Here is an 18050-nt window from a genome sequence, read left to right as displayed (position 1 = left end):
CATTCCCAAGTTCATTTTTTGAGAAGGCGTTTTTCGGCGCGCAGGATGTTTTCGCCGGTGCCGCGCAACACCACGATGTCGCCGGTCTGCAGGACCGTATCAGGCATGAATTCGACCCGCAGCTTGCCCCGCCGGAGCATGGTGACTTCGGTGTCGAATTGCTCGAGCGCGACCTGGTACAGCGTCTTGCCGATCGCGCTGGCGCCTTCGTTGAGCGCGACCGATTGCAGCCGCACGTTGAGATTGTCGTTGTCTTCGGGTACATCCGAGGCGCCATGGAAGTAACCGCGCAAGGAGGTGTAGCGCTCGTCGCGCGCGCTTTGCACGCGATGCACCACGCGGCGCAACGGCACGCCCAGCATCACCAGCGCATGCGAGGCCAGCATCAGGCTGCCTTCCAGCGCTTCGGGGACGACTTCGGTGGCGCCGGCCTCGAGCAGCTTGTCGAGATCGGCGTCGTCGTGACTGCGCACGATGACCGGCAAGGTCGGCGCCAGTTCGTTGGCGTGATGCAGAACCTTCAGGGCCGACGGCGTGCTGGCGTAGGTGACCACCAGCGCGGCGGCGCGATGGATGCCGGCGGCGACCAGACTCTCGCGGCGTGCAGCGTCGCCGTAGGACACGTTGGCGCCGGCCTCGCGGGTGTCATGCACCAGGTCCGGGTCCATCTCCAAGGCGTGATAGGGAATGCCTTCCTCTTCGAGCAGCTTGGCCAGGCTCTGGCCGCTGCGGCCGAAGCCCGCGATGATGACATGCTTCTGGCTCGACATGGTGCGCGTGGCCAGTTGCGTCAGCGCCAGCGATTGCAGCATCCATTCGTTGGCGGACAATTTCATGACGATGGCGTCGGATTTGGCGAGGATGAACGGCGCCGCCAGCATCGACAGCACCATCGAGGCCAGGATCACCTGGATCAGCAAGGGGTCCATCAATTGCAGGCCGCCGGCCTGGTTCAGCAGCACAAAGCCGAACTCGCCGGCCTGCGCCAACGCCAGGCCGGTGCGCAAGGCAACGCCGGTGGTCGAGCCGAACAGTTTGGCGAGGCCGGCGATCAGCACGAACTTGAGCAGCACCGGACCGACCAGCAGCAACAGCACCAGCCACCAGTGCTCCAGCACCAGATGCACGTTGAGCAGCATGCCGATGGTGATGAAGAACAAGCCGAGCAGCACGTCGCGGAAGGACTTGATGTCTTCTTCCACCTGATGCTTGTATTCGGTTTCGGAAATCAGCATGCCGGCGATGAACGCGCCCAGCGCCAGCGACAGGCCGGCTTTTTCGGTGATCCAGGCGGCGCCCAGCGTGATCATCAGCAGGTTCAGCATGAACAGTTCCTGCGAACGCCGTTTGACGACGATCTGGAACCAGCTGCGCATGAGCTTCTGGCCGAAGAACAGCAGCAGCGCCAGCACCACCAGCGCCTTGATCGACGCCCACGCCAGCGTGACGACGAGGTTGCCGGAGTTCTTGGCCAGCGCCGGCACGATGATCAGCAGCGGCACCAGCGCCAGATCCTGGAACAGCAGGATGCCGAGGATGCGGCGGCCGTGTTCGGTTTCCAGTTCCAGCCGCTCGGTCAGCAGTTTGGAGACGATCGCAGTGGACGACATCGCCAGCGCGCCGCCCAGCGCAAACGCCGCCGGCCAGCTGATTTCATTGAGTTGCGGCAGGATGTAGGCCGCGCTCCAGCCGAACACCATGGCCACCGCGATGGTCGCCAGCACCTGAGCCACACCCAGGCCGAAGACAATGTGCCGCATAGCCGACAACTTGGGCAGCGAGAATTCCAGCCCGATCGAGAACATCAGGAACACCACGCCGAACTCCGCCAGCGCGTGCGTGGTTTCATTGTCGTCGGCGAAACCGAGGCCGTGCGGGCCGATCACGATGCCGACGACGAGGTAACCCAGCATCGGCGGCAAATGCATCATTCGAAAAGCGACGACCCCAAGCACCGCAGCGCCGAGTAGAAAAAGAGTGAGCTCTAGTCCTGAAAACATGTAGTGGAAAACGAAGCAATTTTTATATGTGAAGGCCGCAAGGCCTGTTAAGCCAGAATCATGCCTGCCTGCCGCCATGGATTCCGATCGGTGTCGCATTGCAGCAAGCCCGCTGCGGGCAGCCTCGGGCGCCAGGCTTTTCATGCTTTTGCACCGCAGAATACCGCGCCGGATTCGACGGCACGGCATCCCTGACGCTACACGAGGTTACATCTGGCAAGTTTTTTGCTTTCGTAATTCGTTTATACTTCGGTTATGAGTGTAACCGAAGCCAAAATCTTGCCAAAATCTTTTTCTACGGAACGTGCGCAGCGCGCGCTTGAGCTCGCCCGTCAAACTCTCCAGATTGAAGCCGACGCCATCCTGGCGCTGAAGTCGCGCATGTCGGACGATGCGGCCGAGCCGCTGGCCCGTGCGGTGGACGTCTTGCTCGAATGCAAAGGCCGCGTGGTGGTCTCCGGCATCGGCAAATCCGGCCACATCGGCCGCAAAATCGCCGCCACCTTTGCCTCGACCGGCACGCCGGCGCTGTTCATGCATCCTGCCGAAGCCGCGCACGGCGACCTCGGCATGGTCACGCCCGGCGATGTCTTCATCGCCATCTCGAATTCCGGCGAGACCGCCGAGCTCATGGCCATCGTGCCGATCATCAAGCGCATGGGCGCCTACCTGATCGCCATGACCGGCAATGACGAATCCAGCCTGGCGCGCCTGTCGGCGATCCACCTGAACGTCGGCGTGGCCAAGGAAGCCTGTACCCTCAACCTGGCGCCGACCGCCAGCACCACCGCCACGCTGGCGATGGGCGACGCGCTCGCGGTGTCGTTGCTGGACGCGCGCGGCTTCCTGGAAGAAGACTTTGCCCGCTCGCACCCCGGCGGTGCGCTGGGACGCCGCCTGCTGACCCATGTGCGCGACGTGATGCGCACCGGCGATGCCATTCCGGCGGTCAAGCCGGACGTGTCGCTATCGGCCGCGCTGATGGAAATCACGCGCAAGGGCATGGCGATGACCGCCGTCATCGACGACGACAACCGCCCTATCGGCGTGTTTACCGATGGCGACCTGCGCCGCTTGCTGGAGCGTGGCGAAGATTTCACCACATCCTCCATCGCAGACGTCATGCATCGGGGCCCGCGCACCATCAATCCAGATCAGCTGGCGGTCGATGCCGTCCAGTTGATGGAAGAATTCCGCATCAACCAGGTGCTGGTGGCGGACGCCCAGGGCAAGCTGGTGGGCGCGCTGCATATCCATGACCTGACCCGCGCCAAGGTGATCTGATGACGGATCGATTCAGCAAGGCCAGCACGGCCGCCGTCGCCAACGCCAAGCAGGTCCGCCTGATGATTTTCGACGTTGACGGCGTACTCACCGACGGCGGCTTGTATTACGGCCCCGAAGGCGAACCGGTCAAGCGCTTCAACGCGCTCGACGGCCACGGCATCAAGATGCTGCAGCAGTTCGGCGGCATCGCCACGGCCATCATCACCGCGCGCCAGTCGCCGATCGTCCTGCGCCGCGCCAAGGACCTGGGCATCGCCCACGTGTTCCAGGGCGTGCACGACAAGCGTATCGCCTTTGCGCAGTTGCTGGAGCAGACCGGCGTAGCCGCTGCCGCCTGCGGCTACCTGGGCGACGACGTGATCGACCTGCCGGTGCTGACCAAGGTTGGCTTCACCGCCTGCGTCGCCAACGGTCATCACGACGTCAAGCAGCGTGCGCAATACATCACCGACAGCTGCGGCGGCAATGGCGCGGCGCGCGAGGTCTGCGATTTCATCCTGACCGCGCAAGGCCATTACGAGGCGGCGCTGGCCGCGTACCTGGCATGAGCAATCGCAGCGGCGAACGCGCCGCGCAGCGCATCCGGCTGGTCGTCGTGCTGGTGGTGCTGACCGCGCTGGCGCTCGGCAGCTTCTGGGTGCTGCAGGTCATGCGCCGCGATACCGACGATGCGCTTGCCGCGCGTCCGCGCAGCAAGCCGGATTATTACGTCGAGAAGTTCAGCTACGTGAAGATGTCTGAAACCGGCCATCCGCGCTACGACATCACCGGCGAAAAAATGGTCCACTTCCCCATTGACGATTCGTTCGAGGTGACCTTGCCCGTGATCACCAGCCTGGCGCCGGAAAAGCCATCGATGACACTGCGCTCGAAACGGGCCAGGATTGAAGATGACAACACCAAGATCCACATGTACGACAACGTCAATGCCGATCGCCCGGCCTTCGGCACCGCCGAGGACATGCACCTGAAGACCGAATACCTGCTGCTGCTGCCCGACGAAGACATCGCCCGCACCGACAAGCCGGTCGAAATCACGATGGGCCAATCCATCATGACCGGCACCGGCATGATCGCCAACAATGCGACGCAGGAATTCCAGTTGCTACACAATGTGCGCGGCACGTACCAGCCGCGTACCCGGCCGGCCCGTTAGCCTTCAGCCCCCACGCCAATTGGCATAATCCAAACGAGATACTTGCGCAGGATCCTATGAAAACGACATCCCTACTGCCGCTGCTTACCGTGCTCCTGATGGGCATCGCCGGCGTCGCACGCGCCGAACGCGCCGACACGGAAAAGCCGACCCGCATCGAAGCCGAGCAAATGGTCTACGACGACGTCAAGCAGGTGAAGACGTTCACCGGCAACGTCGTGCTCACGCGCGGCACGCTGCTGATCAAGGCCGGCAAGGTCGTGCTGACCACCGACCCGGCCGGCTATGAACTGGCGATCCTGTATGCGGCGCCCGGCCAGCTGGCGAGCTTCCGCCAGAAGCGCGACGGCGGTCCGAACCTCTGGATCGAAGGCCAGGCGGAGCGTATCGAATACAGCGAAAAAACCGAAATCTCGAAACTGTTCACGCGCGCCCACATGCAGCGCATGGACGGCCCGCGCGTGACCGATGAAGTCAACGGCGAGTTCATCTCCTACGACAGCCGCGCCGAATTCTATTCGGTCAACAACACCAACACCGGCGAAAGCAAACCCGGCGGCGGTCGCATCACCGCGATCATCCAGCCGCGCGTCGATTCTTCGAAGGGCCAATAAGATGGCGATCAGTTCTCTCGTTGTCCGCGGATTGCAAAAGAGCTACGGCGCGCGCCAGGTCGTGCGCGACGTTTCGCTGGAAGTCGCCAGCGGCGAAGTGGTCGGCCTGCTCGGCCCCAACGGCGCCGGCAAGACCACCTCGTTCTACATGATCGTCGGCCTGGTGCCGTCCGACGGCGGCGAGATCGATCTCGACGGTGCGGCGATTTCGCGACTGCCGATTCACGAGCGGGCGCAACTCGGCCTGTCCTACCTGCCGCAGGAAGCATCGGTGTTCCGCAAGCTCAACGTGGAAGACAACATCCGCGCCGTGCTGGAACTGCGCAAAGAAAACGGCGTGTCGCTCAGCCGCGATGAAATCGAAGGCCGCCTCAACAGCCTGCTGCACGAATTGCAGATCGAGAAGCTACGTGAAAGCCCGGCCCTGTCGCTGTCCGGCGGTGAACGCCGGCGCGTCGAAATCGCCCGTGCGCTGGCGACCGATCCGCGCTTCGTTCTGCTCGACGAACCGTTCGCCGGTATCGATCCGATCGCCGTGATCGAGATCCAGCGCATCGTGCGCTTCCTCAAGGAACGCGGCATCGGCGTGCTCATCACCGACCACAACGTGCGCGAAACGCTGGGCATCTGCGACCGTGCCTACATCATCAATCAGGGTACCGTGCTGGCCAGCGGCAGCCCCGACGACATCATCGCCGATGAGTCCGTTCGCCGCGTGTATCTCGGCGAACACTTCCGCATGTAGCACCCAGGCCACCTGAAAACTGAATGAAACAATCCCTCCAGCTTCGCACCTCCCAGCATCTGGCATTGACGCCGCAGTTGCAGCAGTCGATCCGTTTGCTGCAGCTGTCGACGCTGGAGCTGCACCAGGAACTGGAACAGATCCTGTCGGACAATCCGCTGCTGGAACGCCTCGATGACGCGCTCGACAATTCCGTGCGGCTGCTGGCCGACGGCGCCATCAGCAGCCCGCCTTCGGCGCAGGCCGATCCGGTCGAGAACACCGCGGCCAGCGCCGCCCCGGCTGAAGGCGAAGCCGGCGATCCGCAGGACAGCGTAGTCGGCGACGACCACGCCGGCGGCGACACCGACTGGAGCTTCGACGACGTCGCCCGCACCGGCAAGACGCCCGACGACGAAGATTCGCGTCCGCAACTCGAAGCGCATGACATCACGCTGCGCGAACATCTGCAGGAGCAGACGCGCCTGACGGTGCGCAGCCTGCGCGACCGCGCGCTGATCGAACTGATCGTCGATGCGATCGATGACCATGGCTATCTGGAAGAGTCGCTCGAAGAAATCCACGCGCGCTTGCCCGAAGAACTGGAAATCGAACTTGACGAACTGACCATTGCGCTGAAGCTGCTGCAGAGCTTCGACCCGGCCGGCATCGGCGCACGCAGCGCGTCCGAATGCCTGGCGCTGCAGATCCGGCGCTTGCCGAAAGTTGCCTTTGTCACACGCCGGTTGGCGCTGACGATCGTCGAAGATTATCTGGCGCTGTTCGCCCAGCGCGATTTCAACAAGATCAAGAAAGCGCTCGGCTGCGACGATGAAGACCTGCGCGAAGCGCAAGCCGTGATTCGCCAGTGCCATCCGCATCCCGGCGCCGTATTTGCATCGGGCCGATCCGACTACGTGGTGCCCGATGTCATTGTCAAGGCGGCCAAGGACGGCTGGCAGGTTTTGCTCAACCACGACGTGATGCCGCGACTGCGCGTCAACGCCATGTATGCCAATGCGCTCAAGCAAACCAAGGGCGACGGATCGCTCGGTTCGCAGCTGCAGGAAGCCAAGTGGCTGATCAAGAATATGCGGCAACGCTTCGACACAATTTTGCGTGTCGCCCAGGCAATTGTTGAGAGGCAACGCAACTTTTTTTCGCATGGCGCAGTTGCCATGCGCCCCCTTGTGTTGCGCGAAATAGCTGATACACTAGGTCTACACGAGAGCACTATTTCTCGTGTAACGACTCAGAAATACATGCTGACTCCGCATGGCATGTTTGAGTTGAAATACTTCTTCGGCAGCCACGTCGCAACGGAAACAGGAGGTGAAGCTTCCTCCACTGCGATACGGGCTCTCATCAAACAACTGATAGGAGCAGAAGACCCTAAGAACCCACTCTCTGATAGCAAGATTGCAGATATGTTGGCGGAACAGGGCATGGTGGTGGCGCGACGGACTGTCGCGAAATACCGCGAAGTGCTCAAAATCCCGCCGGTAAATCTCCGCAAATCTCTGTAAGTTTTTCTGTAGCAAAGCATCGTTGCTGTGTTCTGTTGAGTTCGGGTGTTTTGTTCTGGTGCTGCCTGCAAGCAACCGGACAATACGTAAGAACCTCCAGCAATCTCACGATAGGAGTGCTGTATGAATCTGACCATTAGTGGCCATCATCTCGATTTGACCCCTGCCATCCGCGAGTACGTGCAAAGCAAGCTGACGCGCATCAAGCGCCACTTTGACCACGTGATCGACATCAGTGTCATTCTCAGCGTAGACAAGCTGACCGAAAAAGAAAAACGCCAGAAAGCAGAAATAAACGTTCATATCAAGGGGAAAGATCTGCATGCCGAGAGCATTGCACATGACCTGTACGCCGCCATCGACATGCTGATCGACAAGCTGGATCGCCAGGTCATCAAGCACAAGGACCGCGTACAAAACCATCACTCGATGGCAAAACGCCTGCCGGAAGAACCGCTTTCCGCAGCTGCCTCGTGATAGCCAACTAGCCGGCGGACTGGACCGGCAACAGAAAAAGGGCGCGCAAGCGCCCTTTCTTGTTTCCGTGACAGCAACTTCCTCATGTATTTCGCGAGCGCTTTCCTATCTTTCAAAATCTTCTACACAATTTCTTCTCAATTTTTTCCGCCTGCTGCTGAGCTATCGAGCTGCCGGTCTTGCAATCCTGTAAATCATTTCCATGTTGGTCACAGCAGACCACAACGAGCCGTGTTGCCTGAAAGACATTTCCCTGTGCAACGGCACTCTCCCAACGCGCGCGCCCGCTTTTTCATATAATGACGGCATTGCGAACTTTTTGAAGGTGTAGTCATGAGCGAAGTCCAATCCTGGATCAAGGAAACCGTTACCCAAAACCCCGTCGTGCTGTTCATGAAGGGCACGGCGCAATTCCCGCAATGCGGCTTCTCGGGCAAGGCGATCCAGCTGCTCAAGGCCAGCGGCGCGGAAAACATCGTCACCGTCAACGTGCTGGAAAGCGCCGACGTGCGCCAGGGCATCAAGGAATACTCGAACTGGCCGACCATTCCTCAGTTGTACGTCAAGGGTGAATTCATCGGCGGCTCCGACATCCTGAGCGAAATGTACGAATCGGGCGAACTGCAAACCCTGTTCAAGGGCTGATCTCCTGTCCATCGCGACAAATTCCGCGCCGCCGCGCCAACGCCTGATCGTCGCCATCACCGGCGCAACGGGCGTGGCGTATGGCGTGCGGCTGCTCGGCGTGCTGCGCGACGCCGGTGTGGAAACCCATCTGCTGGTGTCCGAAGCGGGTGTGCTGAACCTGCACCAGGAACTCGACATGAGCCGCAAGGACGTCGAAGCGCTAGCCGATGTGGTCCATCCGGTGCGGGACGTCGGCGCGTCCATCGCCAGCGGCTCGTTCGCCTCGTCGGGCATGATCGTTGCGCCGTGTTCGATGAAGACGCTGGCGGCCATCGCCAACGGCCTGTCCGACAATCTCATTTCACGCGCCGCCGACGTGGTGCTGAAAGAACGCCGTCGCCTCGTATTGATGGTGCGGGAAACGCCATTCAATCTGGCCCACTTGCGCAACATGACCAGCGTCACCGAAATGGGCGGCATCATCTTCCCGCCGCTGCCGGGCTTCTACCACCGCCCGCAATCGATCGCCGAAATGATCGACCACACGCTGGGCCGCGTACTGGATCTCTACGATATTCCGCATGCGCTGACGCCGCGCTGGGCCGGCCTGAAAAACCAGCCGACATAAAAAAACGCTGCCTTGAGAGCAGCGTTTTTTATTTGCAGAAGCGTATTTCAGCCACGTCCGATGAACGGCATCTTGGTCGCCATCACCGTCATGAACTGCACGTTGGCATCCAGCGGCAGGCTGTCCATATAGAGGATCGCCTTCGCCACATGGCCCGCATCCATGGTCGGCTCGACCTGGGTCGAACCGTCCGCCTGCAAGGTCCCCTTCTTCATCAGCTCGGTCATGTCGGTCGAGGCATTGCCGATGTCGATCTGGCCGCAAGCAATGTCGTAGCGGCGGCCGTCGAGCGAGGTCGACTTGGTCAGGCCGGTAATCGCATGTTTGGTCGCGGTGTACGACACCGAGAATGGCCGCGGCGCATGCGCCGAAATCGAACCGTTGTTGATGATGCGGCCGCCGCGCGGCGATTGTTCTTTCATGAGACGAAACGCTTCCTGGGTACACAGGAAGACTCCGGTCAGGTTAATGTCGACCGCCGATTTCCACTGCTCGTAGCTCAACTCTTCCAGCGACATCGGGGGAGCGAAGATGCCGGCATTGTTGAACAGCAGATCAAGACGACCGAATTTCTCCTTTGTCCTGGCAAACAGGTTCTTCACCGAAGCGGGATCGCTGACATCGGCCGGCACCACCAGCGCGTTGACGCCGGACTCGCCGGCCGCCTTGACGGTTTCTTCCAGCGGCTCCTGGCGGCGGCCGGCCAGCACAACGGCGTAACCTTCGCGCAGCAGGGCCAGCGAAATCTGTTTGCCGATGCCGGAACCGGCGCCGGTGACCAATGCGATTTTCTTCGGTGCTGCCATCTTTGGTGCTCCTCTGTTTTCTTGGGAATGGGATATTGACCGCGCGCGATGCACGTCCTTGTTGAGCGTTTTACTATAGCAGCTGTCGCCGCGCGAGAAGATGAAGTATTTTCAGCTGAGCCGGAGCCGGACCGTCTCCGATCGGCTATGCTTGCGCACATCATTTTTTTGAACCCCGGGAAACACCATGTCCGACGTCACCATTTATCACAACCCGAAATGCGGCACCTCGCGCAAGGTGCTGGAAATGATCCGCGCCGCCGGCATCGAGCCGGAGATCATTGAATACCTGAAGACGCCCCCCGACCGCGCCACGCTCAAGAAGATCATCGCGGCCACCGGCCAGCCGGTGCGCGACCTCATGCGCCGGCGCGGTACGTCTTACGATGAGCAGGATCTGGATAACGCGAAATGGAGCGACGCGCAGCTGATCGACCTGATGCTGAAGGATCCGGTCCTGATCGAACGCCCTATCGTGGTTACGCCGTTAGGATCACGGCTATGCCGGCCCGCTGAGAAATTGCTGGAAATATTGCCGCAGGCCTGACGCGTCCCTTCGCCGACATGTTTGCGTTTCAGACGGTTGGAATACGCGAACTGTCAGCCCAGAACAAAGCCTTGCGTTGCAGAAAACTCATCAGCACATGCAGGCACACCCCGATCGCCGACAGCACGAACAGCGTGGCGAACACGCCCGCGGTGTCGAGATTGACGTTCATCTGCATGATGGCGTTGCCGAGTCCCTTGCGTGAGCCGAGGAACTCGCCGACGATGGCACCGAGGATGCTGAAGATGATCGCGATGTTGAGTCCCGCGAAGATCATCGGCAGCGCGCCCGGCAGGCGCACCATCGTGAAAATCTGCCAGCGCGTCGCGCGCAGCGAACGCATCAGTTCCAGCCGCGCCGGATCGGTCGAGCGCAAGCCGCTGATGACATTGACCAGAATCGGAAAGAAAGCGATCGTCGCGGCGATGATGACCTTGGACGTCATGCCGAAGCCGAACCACATGATGAACAGCGGCGCCACCGCCACCTTGGGTGTGGTCTGGATCGCGATCAGATAGGGATACAGCGTCTTTTCCGCCAGCGGGAACTGGGCGATCAGGCCGCCCAGCACGATGCCGAACAAGGCCGCCAGCAGGAAGCCGAGCATGGCTTCGCCGAGCGTATACAGCGCGTTGTCGAGATAGCCGGTATTGACCAGCGCCAGCGCGATGTTGGACGGCGCCGGCATGATGTAGATCGGAATCTCGAAGAAGCGGATGATCGCCTCCCACACCGCCACGACGGCGACGAACACGGTCGGGATCAGCAGCAGTTCGGGCCGCGCCCTGAGCGTGCGGCGCAGGCTGAAAGAGGTGGACGCCGGGGTGACGTTCGGCGCGGCCGGATTGTTGTGGACGCTTTCCATCAGATGAATCCCTGTGTATTGAACTGGCTGCGGATGCGTTTGCTGTACACGCCGAAAGCGTCGGTCGACATGATGTCGAGGCTGCGTTCGGCCGGCAGGTCTACCGTCACCAGGTCGGCGATGCGGCCGGGACGATTGGACAGCACCATCACGTGGGTGCCGAGGAAAATCGCTTCAGGAATCGAGTGCGTCACGAAGATGACCGTCTTGCCGGCCTTGCGCCAGATACGCAGCAACTCGAGGTTCATCACCTCGCGCGTCATGGCGTCGAGTGCGCCGAACGGCTCATCCATCATCAGGATCGACGGATCGTGGATCAGGGAACGTGCGATGGCGACGCGTTGCTGCATGCCGCCCGACAATTCATTCGGATAGCGATTGGCGAAATCGGCCAGGCCGACCATGTCCAGCAGCTCCTGCGCGCGCACGCGGCTGGTGGCCATGTCAAGGCCGAGCACCCGCGCCGGCAGCAGGACATTTTCGATGGCGGTTTTCCATGGCAGCAACACCGGACTCTGGAACACCATGCCGATATCGCGATGCGGTTCACGCACTTCTTCGCCGTTGACCCTGATCGACCCGGCCGAGCGCGGGATCAGGCCCGACAGCAACTTGAGCAGGGTCGACTTGCCGCAGCCCGACGGGCCGACGATGGTCATGAAGCCGCCTTGCGGCACCGTCACCGAAATCGGGCCGAGCGCCTGCACCTTGCCGCCGTCGTGGGTGGCGTAGGTTTTTTCCAGGGCATCGACGACGATGGCCGCGGGCCGGCTCGCGGCGGTGGCGCCGGCGGCGTTTTCCGTTTCCTGGCTGAATGACGTGTCTCGCACGATCGACATAACTGACATCCGGTTGACTCCTGAATGGCAAGCATCATAGAGCAAATAAGAACGGCCTCGGATAAATCCCGCCCTAAGAAGTCAATTGCGACTTCACGAATTCGAGACCGCCGCCGGCGTTGACGATATCTTGCAGGAACGGCGCCAGCGGCTCCACCTGCATCTGCTTGCCGCTGGTCGCGTTGAAGATCGCGCCGCGGCTGAAATCGATGTCGAGCTGATCGCCGTCGTCGATGGCGTCGAGCACGTCGCTGCCCGCCATCAGCACCGGCACGCCCATGAAGATCGCCAGCCGGAACGGCCCGCGCGACAGCGAACGCGCCAGCAGGCCGACGCCCAGCGCCTTCATCGCCAGGAAGGGATGGCTGTGGTTGCTACCGTGGGCGAAATTGCGGCCGGCCACGATGACGTCGCCGGGCTGCGCCTGTTGCGCGAACTCGGGCCGCACTTCGGCCAGCAAATGATGGCGCAACATGCGCGGATCGAACTCGAACACGTGACGCGCCGAAATCAACTGATCGCTGGAGATGTCGCCGGAAAATTTCCAGGCGCGCCCGCTGCTGGTTTTGCCGGCGGCGCTCATGCCGCCCCTCCTTCGGCATAAGCACGCGGATCGGTGATGTGGCCGGTGATCGCGGACGCCGCCACCGTCATGGCGCTGGCAAGGAAAATTTCCGCCTCGTTGCTGCCCATGCGGCCCGGGTCGTTGCGGGTGCTGGTGCTGATGCGGCGTTCGCCGGCCGTCAATTGCGCGATGCCGCCGAAACAAGGGCCGCAGGTCGACGGCGAAATGGTCGCGCCGGCGGCGGTGAGCTCGGTCAGCAATCCCTCTTGCAAGGCCTGCTGGAAAACCTGCTGCGTGGCCGGGATCACCAGCAGATTCACTTCCGCATGCACCTTGCGGCCGCGCAGGATGGCGGCGGCGGAACGGATGTCTTCGATCGAACCGGACACGCACGATCCGATGTACGCATGCTGGATGACGACATCGGACATCGCCTGCGCTTCGCGCACGTGGTTGGGCGACGGCGGGATCGACACGCGCGGCGTCAGCGTCGACAGGTCGAGGTCGATGGTCATTGCGTACCCGGCGTCGGCGTCGCTGTTGATCGACTGCGGCGCCTGCAGATCGGCAACGCCATGCGCGCGCAGGTAATCGATGCAGCGCTGATCGACGGCGGCGATGCCTGACTTGGCGCCGGCGTCGACGCACAGGCCGCAGATCGTCATGCGCTCCGGCACCGACAGCGTCGACAGGCCCGCGCCCTGGTATTCGATGACGCGATAGCTGGTCGCTTCGTCGTCAAGCTGCTGCATGGTCGCCAGCACGATGTCGCGCGCCGCCACGCCGGGGCGGCAGGCGCCGTGCAGCCGCACGCGAATGGTCTCGGGCACCTTCATCCAGATCTGGCCGGTGGCCAGCACCATGGACACTTCAAAACCGAACGGCACCGACAAGGCGCCGACTGCGCCCAGTCCCGGCGCGTGGCTGTCGGCGCCGGCGGCGAACATGCCCGGCGCCACCAGGCCCTGCTCCACCATGAGCGGATGCGTGATGCCGACGCCGTCGAAGAAATGCCCGACCGACCATTCCTGCGCCAACTGGCGCGTGAGCTTGTTGCGCTCGGCGCCGGCGATGCTGTGCACCGGCACTTCGTGGTCGATGATGACGGCGACGCGTTCGGGATGCGCCAGCCTGGTCACGCCGATTTCGCGGATGCGTTTGATGTATGCGGAAAACGACACCTCCGGCGCCGTCACCAGGTCCGGACTTGCCCAGATGATCTCGCCGTGCTGCACGCTTTCGCGGCCGCTGGTGCGCGCAAGGATTTTCTGCGTCATGGTTGCGCCCATTGCCGCTAACTCCCCTCGTTCACTTGTGTCGCCAGCTCTGCGTCGAAGGCGGCGGCGCGTTCCACGCCGACCAGTCGGCCGACGTCGGCAAACTGCGCCATGCCGTCCACCAGTTGTACGGTGTCGCCGCTGGCGAACATGCTGCGCAACATGTCTTGCTGCGCCTTGAAGGTGGTCTGGATCAGCGACAGCGGATACAGCGACATGGCGAAGCCGGCTGCCGCAAGCTGTTGGCGCGTGTAATTGGGACGGACGGTTTCGGCGGCGACGTAGATCACCGGGATCCGGACGCTCGACGCCACCGCTTCCAGCTCGGCGGTCGTACTGAGCGAAGGCGCCATGACGGCATCGGCGCCGGCGCGCTCCATCGCCTGCGCGCGCACGATGACTTCGTCAAGGCCGTAGATGGTCATGGCGTCGGTGCGGCCGATGATGACGAATTCGCTGCTCTTGCGACCTGCCCGCGCAGCTTTCAGGCGCAAGGCCATTTCTTCAGCCGGCACAAGTTTCTTGCCGGCCATGGCGCCGCATTTCTTGGGCATGATCTGGTCTTCCAGATGCAGGCCGGCGATGCCGGCCTTTTCGAAGGCGCGCACGGTTTCTGCGATGTTGGCGGCGCCGCCGTAGCCGGTGTCGGCGTCAACCAGTACGGGAAAGGAGACCGCTTCGGCGATGCGCGCCGCCTGCTGCACCATGTCGGTCATTGTCAGCAACCCGATGTCGGGCTTGCCGTAGCTGGAGGCGAGCGAAAATCCGGTCATGTAGGCAGCTTCAAAGCCGGCCTGTTCGATCAGCAGGGCGCCGAGCGGGTCGTAGCAGCCGGGCACCGGCACGGCGCCGCCACGCGCGAGCATGGCGCGGATCAAGGTCCCTGGATGTTGCATCTGGTCTCCGTTGGTAGCGTGTAATCAGGTATCGGCATCAGATCTGTACTTTACCTGCAACACGCCCGGCTCGCACGGGTTGCCGCGCGGCGCTGGTCACTTCTTGTTGACTTCATTTAATCATACTTAGTAGTATGTATATGTCAAGGTCGATTCCGTCATTCCTTAGCCGCATTGGCGGCGCCAATCTCCGCCTTGCCTCGCTGCCGCCCTGGCAGCGCCGGGTTCATGTCAGTAAATGCCCACCATCGACGAGGCTACATGACGATCGACTATCGCAAGCTGATGCACTGGAAGATTCCCATCGCGCGTCAACACCTGCGCCCGCAGGATTGCATCCTGTACGCGCTCGGCGTCGGTCTCGGCGCCGATCCGCTCGACCGCGACCAACTCCGGTATGTGTATGAAGAAGGCCTGCGCGTGCTGCCGACCATGGCGACGGTGCTGGCGCATCCGGGCTTCTGGATGAAGCTGCCCGACACCGGCATCGACTGGACGCGCGTGGTGCATGCCGAACAGCAGGTGATCGTGCACAAGCCGCTGCCGGTCTGTGCGCGGCTGATCGGCGACACCCGCATCGTCGATATCGTCGACAAGGGCCCCGACAAGGGCGCGCTGATCTATCAGGAACGCGTGGTCACCGACGAAGACAGCGGCGAGCCGGTCTGCACCCTGCGCATGACCACCATGTGCCGCGGCGACGGCGGCGTGCAGCACATGCCGGCATCGGGCCATGCTCATCCCGCGCCGTCGCCGTTGCCGGAACGTCCGGCGGATTTCTGCATCGACTTGCCCATCCTGTCGCAGGCCGCGCTGATCTACCGGCTGTCGGGCGACGACAACCCACTGCACGCCGATCCCGAAGTGGCCCTGCGCGCCGGTTTCCCGCGGCCGATCCTGCATGGCCTGTGCACCTTCGGCGTGGCCGGCCACGCCTTGCTCAAGGCGCTGTGTTGGTCGCCCGACCCCGGCGACCGCCTGGACATCCGATCGATCGGCGCGCGCTTTTCGGCGCCGGTGTATCCAGGTGAAATTCTGCGCACGGAAATCTGGCGCGACGGCAACCAGGTCGCGTTCCGCAGCAGCATCCCGCAGCGCGGCGTGGTGGTGCTCAACCATGGCGCCGCCGTCATGGCTGCCCACGCCGAAACAAAGACCCGCAAGGAAATCCTCCATGGCGCTTGACGACCACACCCGCAAACAATTCGTCGCCGCGGTGGAGCGCTTCGTCGCCGAACGCTTGCTGCCGAATGAAACGCTGGTGGAAGAACAGCGGCGCGTACCCGACGACATCCTCGGCGAAATGGCGGCGCTCGGCCTGTTCGGCCTCGGCATTCCGGAGCGCTGGGGCGGCCTCGGCCTGGGCATGGAAGATGAAGTCGCAGTGCTCATCGCACTGTGCCGCGCCAGCCTGTCGTTCCGCTCCGCCATCGGCATCAACAACGGCGTCGGCTCGCACGGCCTGCTGAGCTACGGCAGCGACGCGCAGCGCGAACGTTATCTGGCGCGCATGGCTGCGGGGGAAATGATCGCGGCGTTCTGCCTGACCGAACCGGATTGCGGCTCCGATGCCGCCGCACTGCGCACCAGCGCACGCCGGGATGGCGACCAGTGGGTCCTCAACGGCGTCAAACGCTACATTACCAATGCGCCCTCGGCCGACGTCTTCACCGTGATCGCGCGCACCGATGCCGGCAGTCGCGACCATCGCGGCTTGTCCGCCTTCATCGTGGAACGCGGCGCGCCCGGCCTGAGCATCGGCAACACCGACCGCAAGATGGGATTGCACGGCTCGCACACGGCCGACGTGATCTTCAGCGACTGCCGCATTCCCGCCGACGCCATCATCGGCGAACCGGGACTCGGCTTTGCGCTGGCGATGTCCTCGCTCAATCGCGGCCGCCTCGGCGTTGCCGCCGCCGCCATCGGCGCCGGCCGTCGCCTGATCGAAGAAGCGCTCGGCTACGCCACCGGACGCCGCGCCTTCGGCCAACCGATCGCGCAGCATCAGTTGGTGCAGGCGATGCTGGCCGATTCCGAAACCGAGCTGCTGGCCGCGCAGTGCATGGTCGAACATACGGCGCGCCGTTTCGACCAGGACCTGCCGGTGATCAAGGAAGCCTCGTGCTGCAAGTTGTTCGCCACGGAAACGGTGGGCAAGGTGGCCGACCGCGTGCTGCAGATTTTCGGCGGCGCCGGCTTCATGTGCGACTACCCGATCGAGCGCATCTGCCGCGACGTGCGCGTGATGCGCATCTACGAAGGCACCTCGCAGATCCAGCAGTTGCTGATCGCGAAGCAGATGCTCAAGGAGCATGCGGGGAAAAACTAAGGACGTCCGCCGCCGCAGATCACGATCTGCCCGCTGATGTAATTCGACTCCGGAATGCAGAACAGGTACACCGCGCCGGCCGCTTCCGCCGGTGTGCCGGCGCGGCCCATCGGTATCATGGTTTCCAGGTTCTGCATCAGCTGCTGGTTGACGCCGACCTTGATCTCGTTACCCGCAATGTTGATCGTGGCGCCGGCAGAATCTGCGCCCGCCGTCGCTTCGGTCAGCCGCGTCTTGATCAGGCCGAAGGCAACGCTGTTGACGTTGACCTTGTAGCGTCCCCACTCCTTGGCCAACGCCTTGGTGAGCCCGTTGATGGCCGACTTGGCGGCGGAATAATTGGCCTGCCCGGCATTGCCCATCACGCCCGACACCGACGAAATGTTGACCACCTTGCGGAACACGTCGACGCCTTGTGCGGCTTCCTCCCGGGCGGCGCGGCGGAAATATTCCGACGCCGCCCGCAAGATGCGGAACGGCGCCGTCACGTGCACCGCCATGATGGCGTCCCATTGTTCGTCGGTCATCTTCTGGATCACGTTGTCCCAGGTGTAGCCGGCATTGTTGACGATGATGTCGAGGCGGCCGAAGCTGGTCAGCGCGGTGTCGATGAAGCGCGCCGCGAAATCCGCCGCCGTGACATCGCCGCAGCAGACGGTGGCGCGACCGCCGGCGCCGGTGATTTCCTGCATGACGCTGTCGGCCACGCTGTCATCGAGATCATTGATGACCAGCGCTGCGCCGTCGGCAGCCAGCTTGAGCGCGATCTCGCGTCCGATGCCGCGGCCGGAACCGCTGACGATGGCGACTTTACCTTCCAGCTTCTTGTTCATGTGCTCTCCTGAATTGCCTTGAGGACGCAGTCTGTGCCGCGCTTCACGGGT

General features: G+C 62.6%; 19 protein-coding genes and 1 pseudogene. 12 read left to right on the top strand and 8 right to left on the bottom strand.

Annotated features, from left to right (window positions below):
- Window positions 1-11: 11 nt before the first annotated feature.
- Window positions 12-2000 (bottom strand): cation:proton antiporter domain-containing protein, encoded by a 1989-nt coding sequence (locus tag F506_RS01620; RefSeq protein ID WP_053195049.1) that lies wholly within the window; start codon window positions 1998-2000, stop codon window positions 12-14.
- 255 nt (window positions 2001-2255) lie between these two features.
- On the opposite strand from F506_RS01620, the gene F506_RS01615 reads away from it, so the two are divergent.
- The 9 genes from F506_RS01615 (at window position 2256) to F506_RS01575 (ending at window position 9039) form a co-directional block, all read left to right on the top strand.
- Window positions 2256-3284 carry a KpsF/GutQ family sugar-phosphate isomerase gene (locus F506_RS01615; protein ID WP_053195048.1) on the top strand — a complete coding sequence of 343 codons (1029 nt, stop codon included), beginning with the start codon at window positions 2256-2258 and terminating at the stop codon, window positions 3282-3284.
- Window positions 3284-3835 carry a KdsC family phosphatase gene (locus tag F506_RS01610; RefSeq protein WP_053195047.1) on the top strand — a complete coding sequence of 184 codons (552 nt, stop codon included), beginning with the start codon at window positions 3284-3286 and terminating at the stop codon, window positions 3833-3835. The genes F506_RS01615 and F506_RS01610 overlap by 1 nt, the downstream gene beginning before the upstream one ends.
- Complete coding sequence (lptC, locus tag F506_RS01605) at window positions 3832-4443, top strand: LPS export ABC transporter periplasmic protein LptC (protein ID WP_053195046.1); 612 nt, start codon at window positions 3832-3834, stop codon at window positions 4441-4443. The genes F506_RS01610 and lptC overlap by 4 nt, the downstream gene beginning before the upstream one ends.
- A gap of 56 nt (window positions 4444-4499) precedes the next feature.
- Window positions 4500-5057, top strand: a complete 558-nt coding sequence (lptA, locus tag F506_RS01600; protein ID WP_053195045.1) for a lipopolysaccharide transport periplasmic protein LptA — start codon at window positions 4500-4502, stop codon at window positions 5055-5057.
- 1 nt (window position 5058) lies between these two features.
- Window positions 5059-5802 (top strand): LPS export ABC transporter ATP-binding protein, encoded by a 744-nt coding sequence (gene lptB / locus F506_RS01595; protein ID WP_053195044.1) that lies wholly within the window; start codon window positions 5059-5061, stop codon window positions 5800-5802.
- A 23-nt stretch (window positions 5803-5825) separates the two neighbouring features.
- On the top strand, window positions 5826-7307 hold the full coding sequence (locus F506_RS01590) for an RNA polymerase factor sigma-54 (RefSeq protein ID WP_053195043.1): 1482 nt from the start codon (window positions 5826-5828) through the stop codon (window positions 7305-7307).
- 123 nt (window positions 7308-7430) lie between these two features.
- Entirely contained in the window at window positions 7431-7784 is a 354-nt protein-coding gene (gene hpf, locus F506_RS01585) for a ribosome hibernation-promoting factor, HPF/YfiA family (RefSeq protein WP_053195042.1), read from the top strand.
- Window positions 7785-8117: 333 nt separating this feature from the next.
- Entirely contained in the window at window positions 8118-8429 is a 312-nt protein-coding gene (gene grxD / locus F506_RS01580; protein ID WP_053195041.1) for a Grx4 family monothiol glutaredoxin, read from the top strand.
- A 73-nt stretch (window positions 8430-8502) separates the two neighbouring features.
- Window positions 8503-9039, top strand: coding sequence for a UbiX family flavin prenyltransferase (locus tag F506_RS01575; protein ID WP_407638203.1), 537 nt, complete (start codon window positions 8503-8505; stop codon window positions 9037-9039).
- A gap of 47 nt (window positions 9040-9086) precedes the next feature.
- Here the strand turns inward: F506_RS01575 and F506_RS01570 are convergent, their stop codons facing one another.
- The gene (locus F506_RS01570; RefSeq protein ID WP_053195039.1) at window positions 9087-9845 is read right to left on the bottom strand and encodes an SDR family oxidoreductase; all 759 of its coding nucleotides are present in this window, start codon (window positions 9843-9845) and stop codon (window positions 9087-9089) included.
- A 187-nt stretch (window positions 9846-10032) separates the two neighbouring features.
- Between F506_RS01570 and arsC the strand changes: the two are divergent.
- Window positions 10033-10386, top strand: a pseudogene (gene arsC / locus F506_RS01565) (arsenate reductase (glutaredoxin)); the annotation flags it as partial.
- 34 nt (window positions 10387-10420) lie between these two features.
- On the opposite strand, the gene F506_RS01560 reads toward arsC, so the two are convergent.
- From F506_RS01560 to F506_RS01540, 5 genes are all read right to left on the bottom strand, one after another.
- Entirely contained in the window at window positions 10421-11257 is an 837-nt protein-coding gene (locus tag F506_RS01560; RefSeq protein ID WP_053195037.1) for an ABC transporter permease, read from the bottom strand.
- On the bottom strand, window positions 11257-12105 hold the full coding sequence (locus F506_RS01555) for an ABC transporter ATP-binding protein (RefSeq protein WP_083457516.1): 849 nt from the start codon (window positions 12103-12105) through the stop codon (window positions 11257-11259). Before F506_RS01555 ends, F506_RS01560 begins: the two co-directional genes overlap by 1 nt.
- A 64-nt stretch (window positions 12106-12169) precedes the next feature.
- The gene (locus tag F506_RS01550) at window positions 12170-12679 is read right to left on the bottom strand and encodes a LeuD/DmdB family oxidoreductase small subunit (protein WP_053195035.1); all 510 of its coding nucleotides are present in this window, start codon (window positions 12677-12679) and stop codon (window positions 12170-12172) included.
- Entirely contained in the window at window positions 12676-13938 is a 1263-nt protein-coding gene (locus F506_RS01545; RefSeq protein ID WP_235471263.1) for a 3-isopropylmalate dehydratase large subunit, read from the bottom strand. Before F506_RS01545 ends, F506_RS01550 begins: the two co-directional genes overlap by 4 nt.
- A gap of 17 nt (window positions 13939-13955) precedes the next feature.
- Window positions 13956-14834: an isocitrate lyase/PEP mutase family protein gene (locus tag F506_RS01540; RefSeq protein ID WP_053195033.1), complete on the bottom strand. Its 879-nt coding sequence runs from the start codon at window positions 14832-14834 to the stop codon at window positions 13956-13958.
- Between the two features lie 261 nt (window positions 14835-15095).
- Here F506_RS01540 and F506_RS01535 point away from each other — a divergent pair, with 261 nt between their 5' ends.
- Both F506_RS01535 and F506_RS01530 read left to right on the top strand, forming a co-directional pair.
- Window positions 15096-16019, top strand: coding sequence for a MaoC/PaaZ C-terminal domain-containing protein (locus F506_RS01535; RefSeq protein WP_053195032.1), 924 nt, complete (start codon window positions 15096-15098; stop codon window positions 16017-16019).
- Complete coding sequence (locus F506_RS01530; RefSeq protein ID WP_053195031.1) at window positions 16009-17166, top strand: acyl-CoA dehydrogenase family protein; 1158 nt, start codon at window positions 16009-16011, stop codon at window positions 17164-17166. Before F506_RS01535 ends, F506_RS01530 begins: the two co-directional genes overlap by 11 nt.
- Here F506_RS01530 and F506_RS01525 read toward each other — a convergent pair.
- On the bottom strand, window positions 17163-17999 hold the full coding sequence (locus F506_RS01525; RefSeq protein WP_053195030.1) for an SDR family NAD(P)-dependent oxidoreductase: 837 nt from the start codon (window positions 17997-17999) through the stop codon (window positions 17163-17165). The two genes, F506_RS01530 and F506_RS01525, sit on opposite strands and share 4 nt — an antisense overlap.
- Between the last annotated feature and the right edge of the window lie 51 nt (window positions 18000-18050).

This window comes from Herbaspirillum hiltneri N3, from assembly GCF_001267925.1.
GTDB classification, from domain to species: domain Bacteria; phylum Pseudomonadota; class Gammaproteobacteria; order Burkholderiales; family Burkholderiaceae_D; genus Herbaspirillum; species Herbaspirillum hiltneri.
The sequence above is the reverse complement of the archived record's forward strand: the minus strand, read 5'-3'. Positions and strand labels throughout refer to the sequence as shown.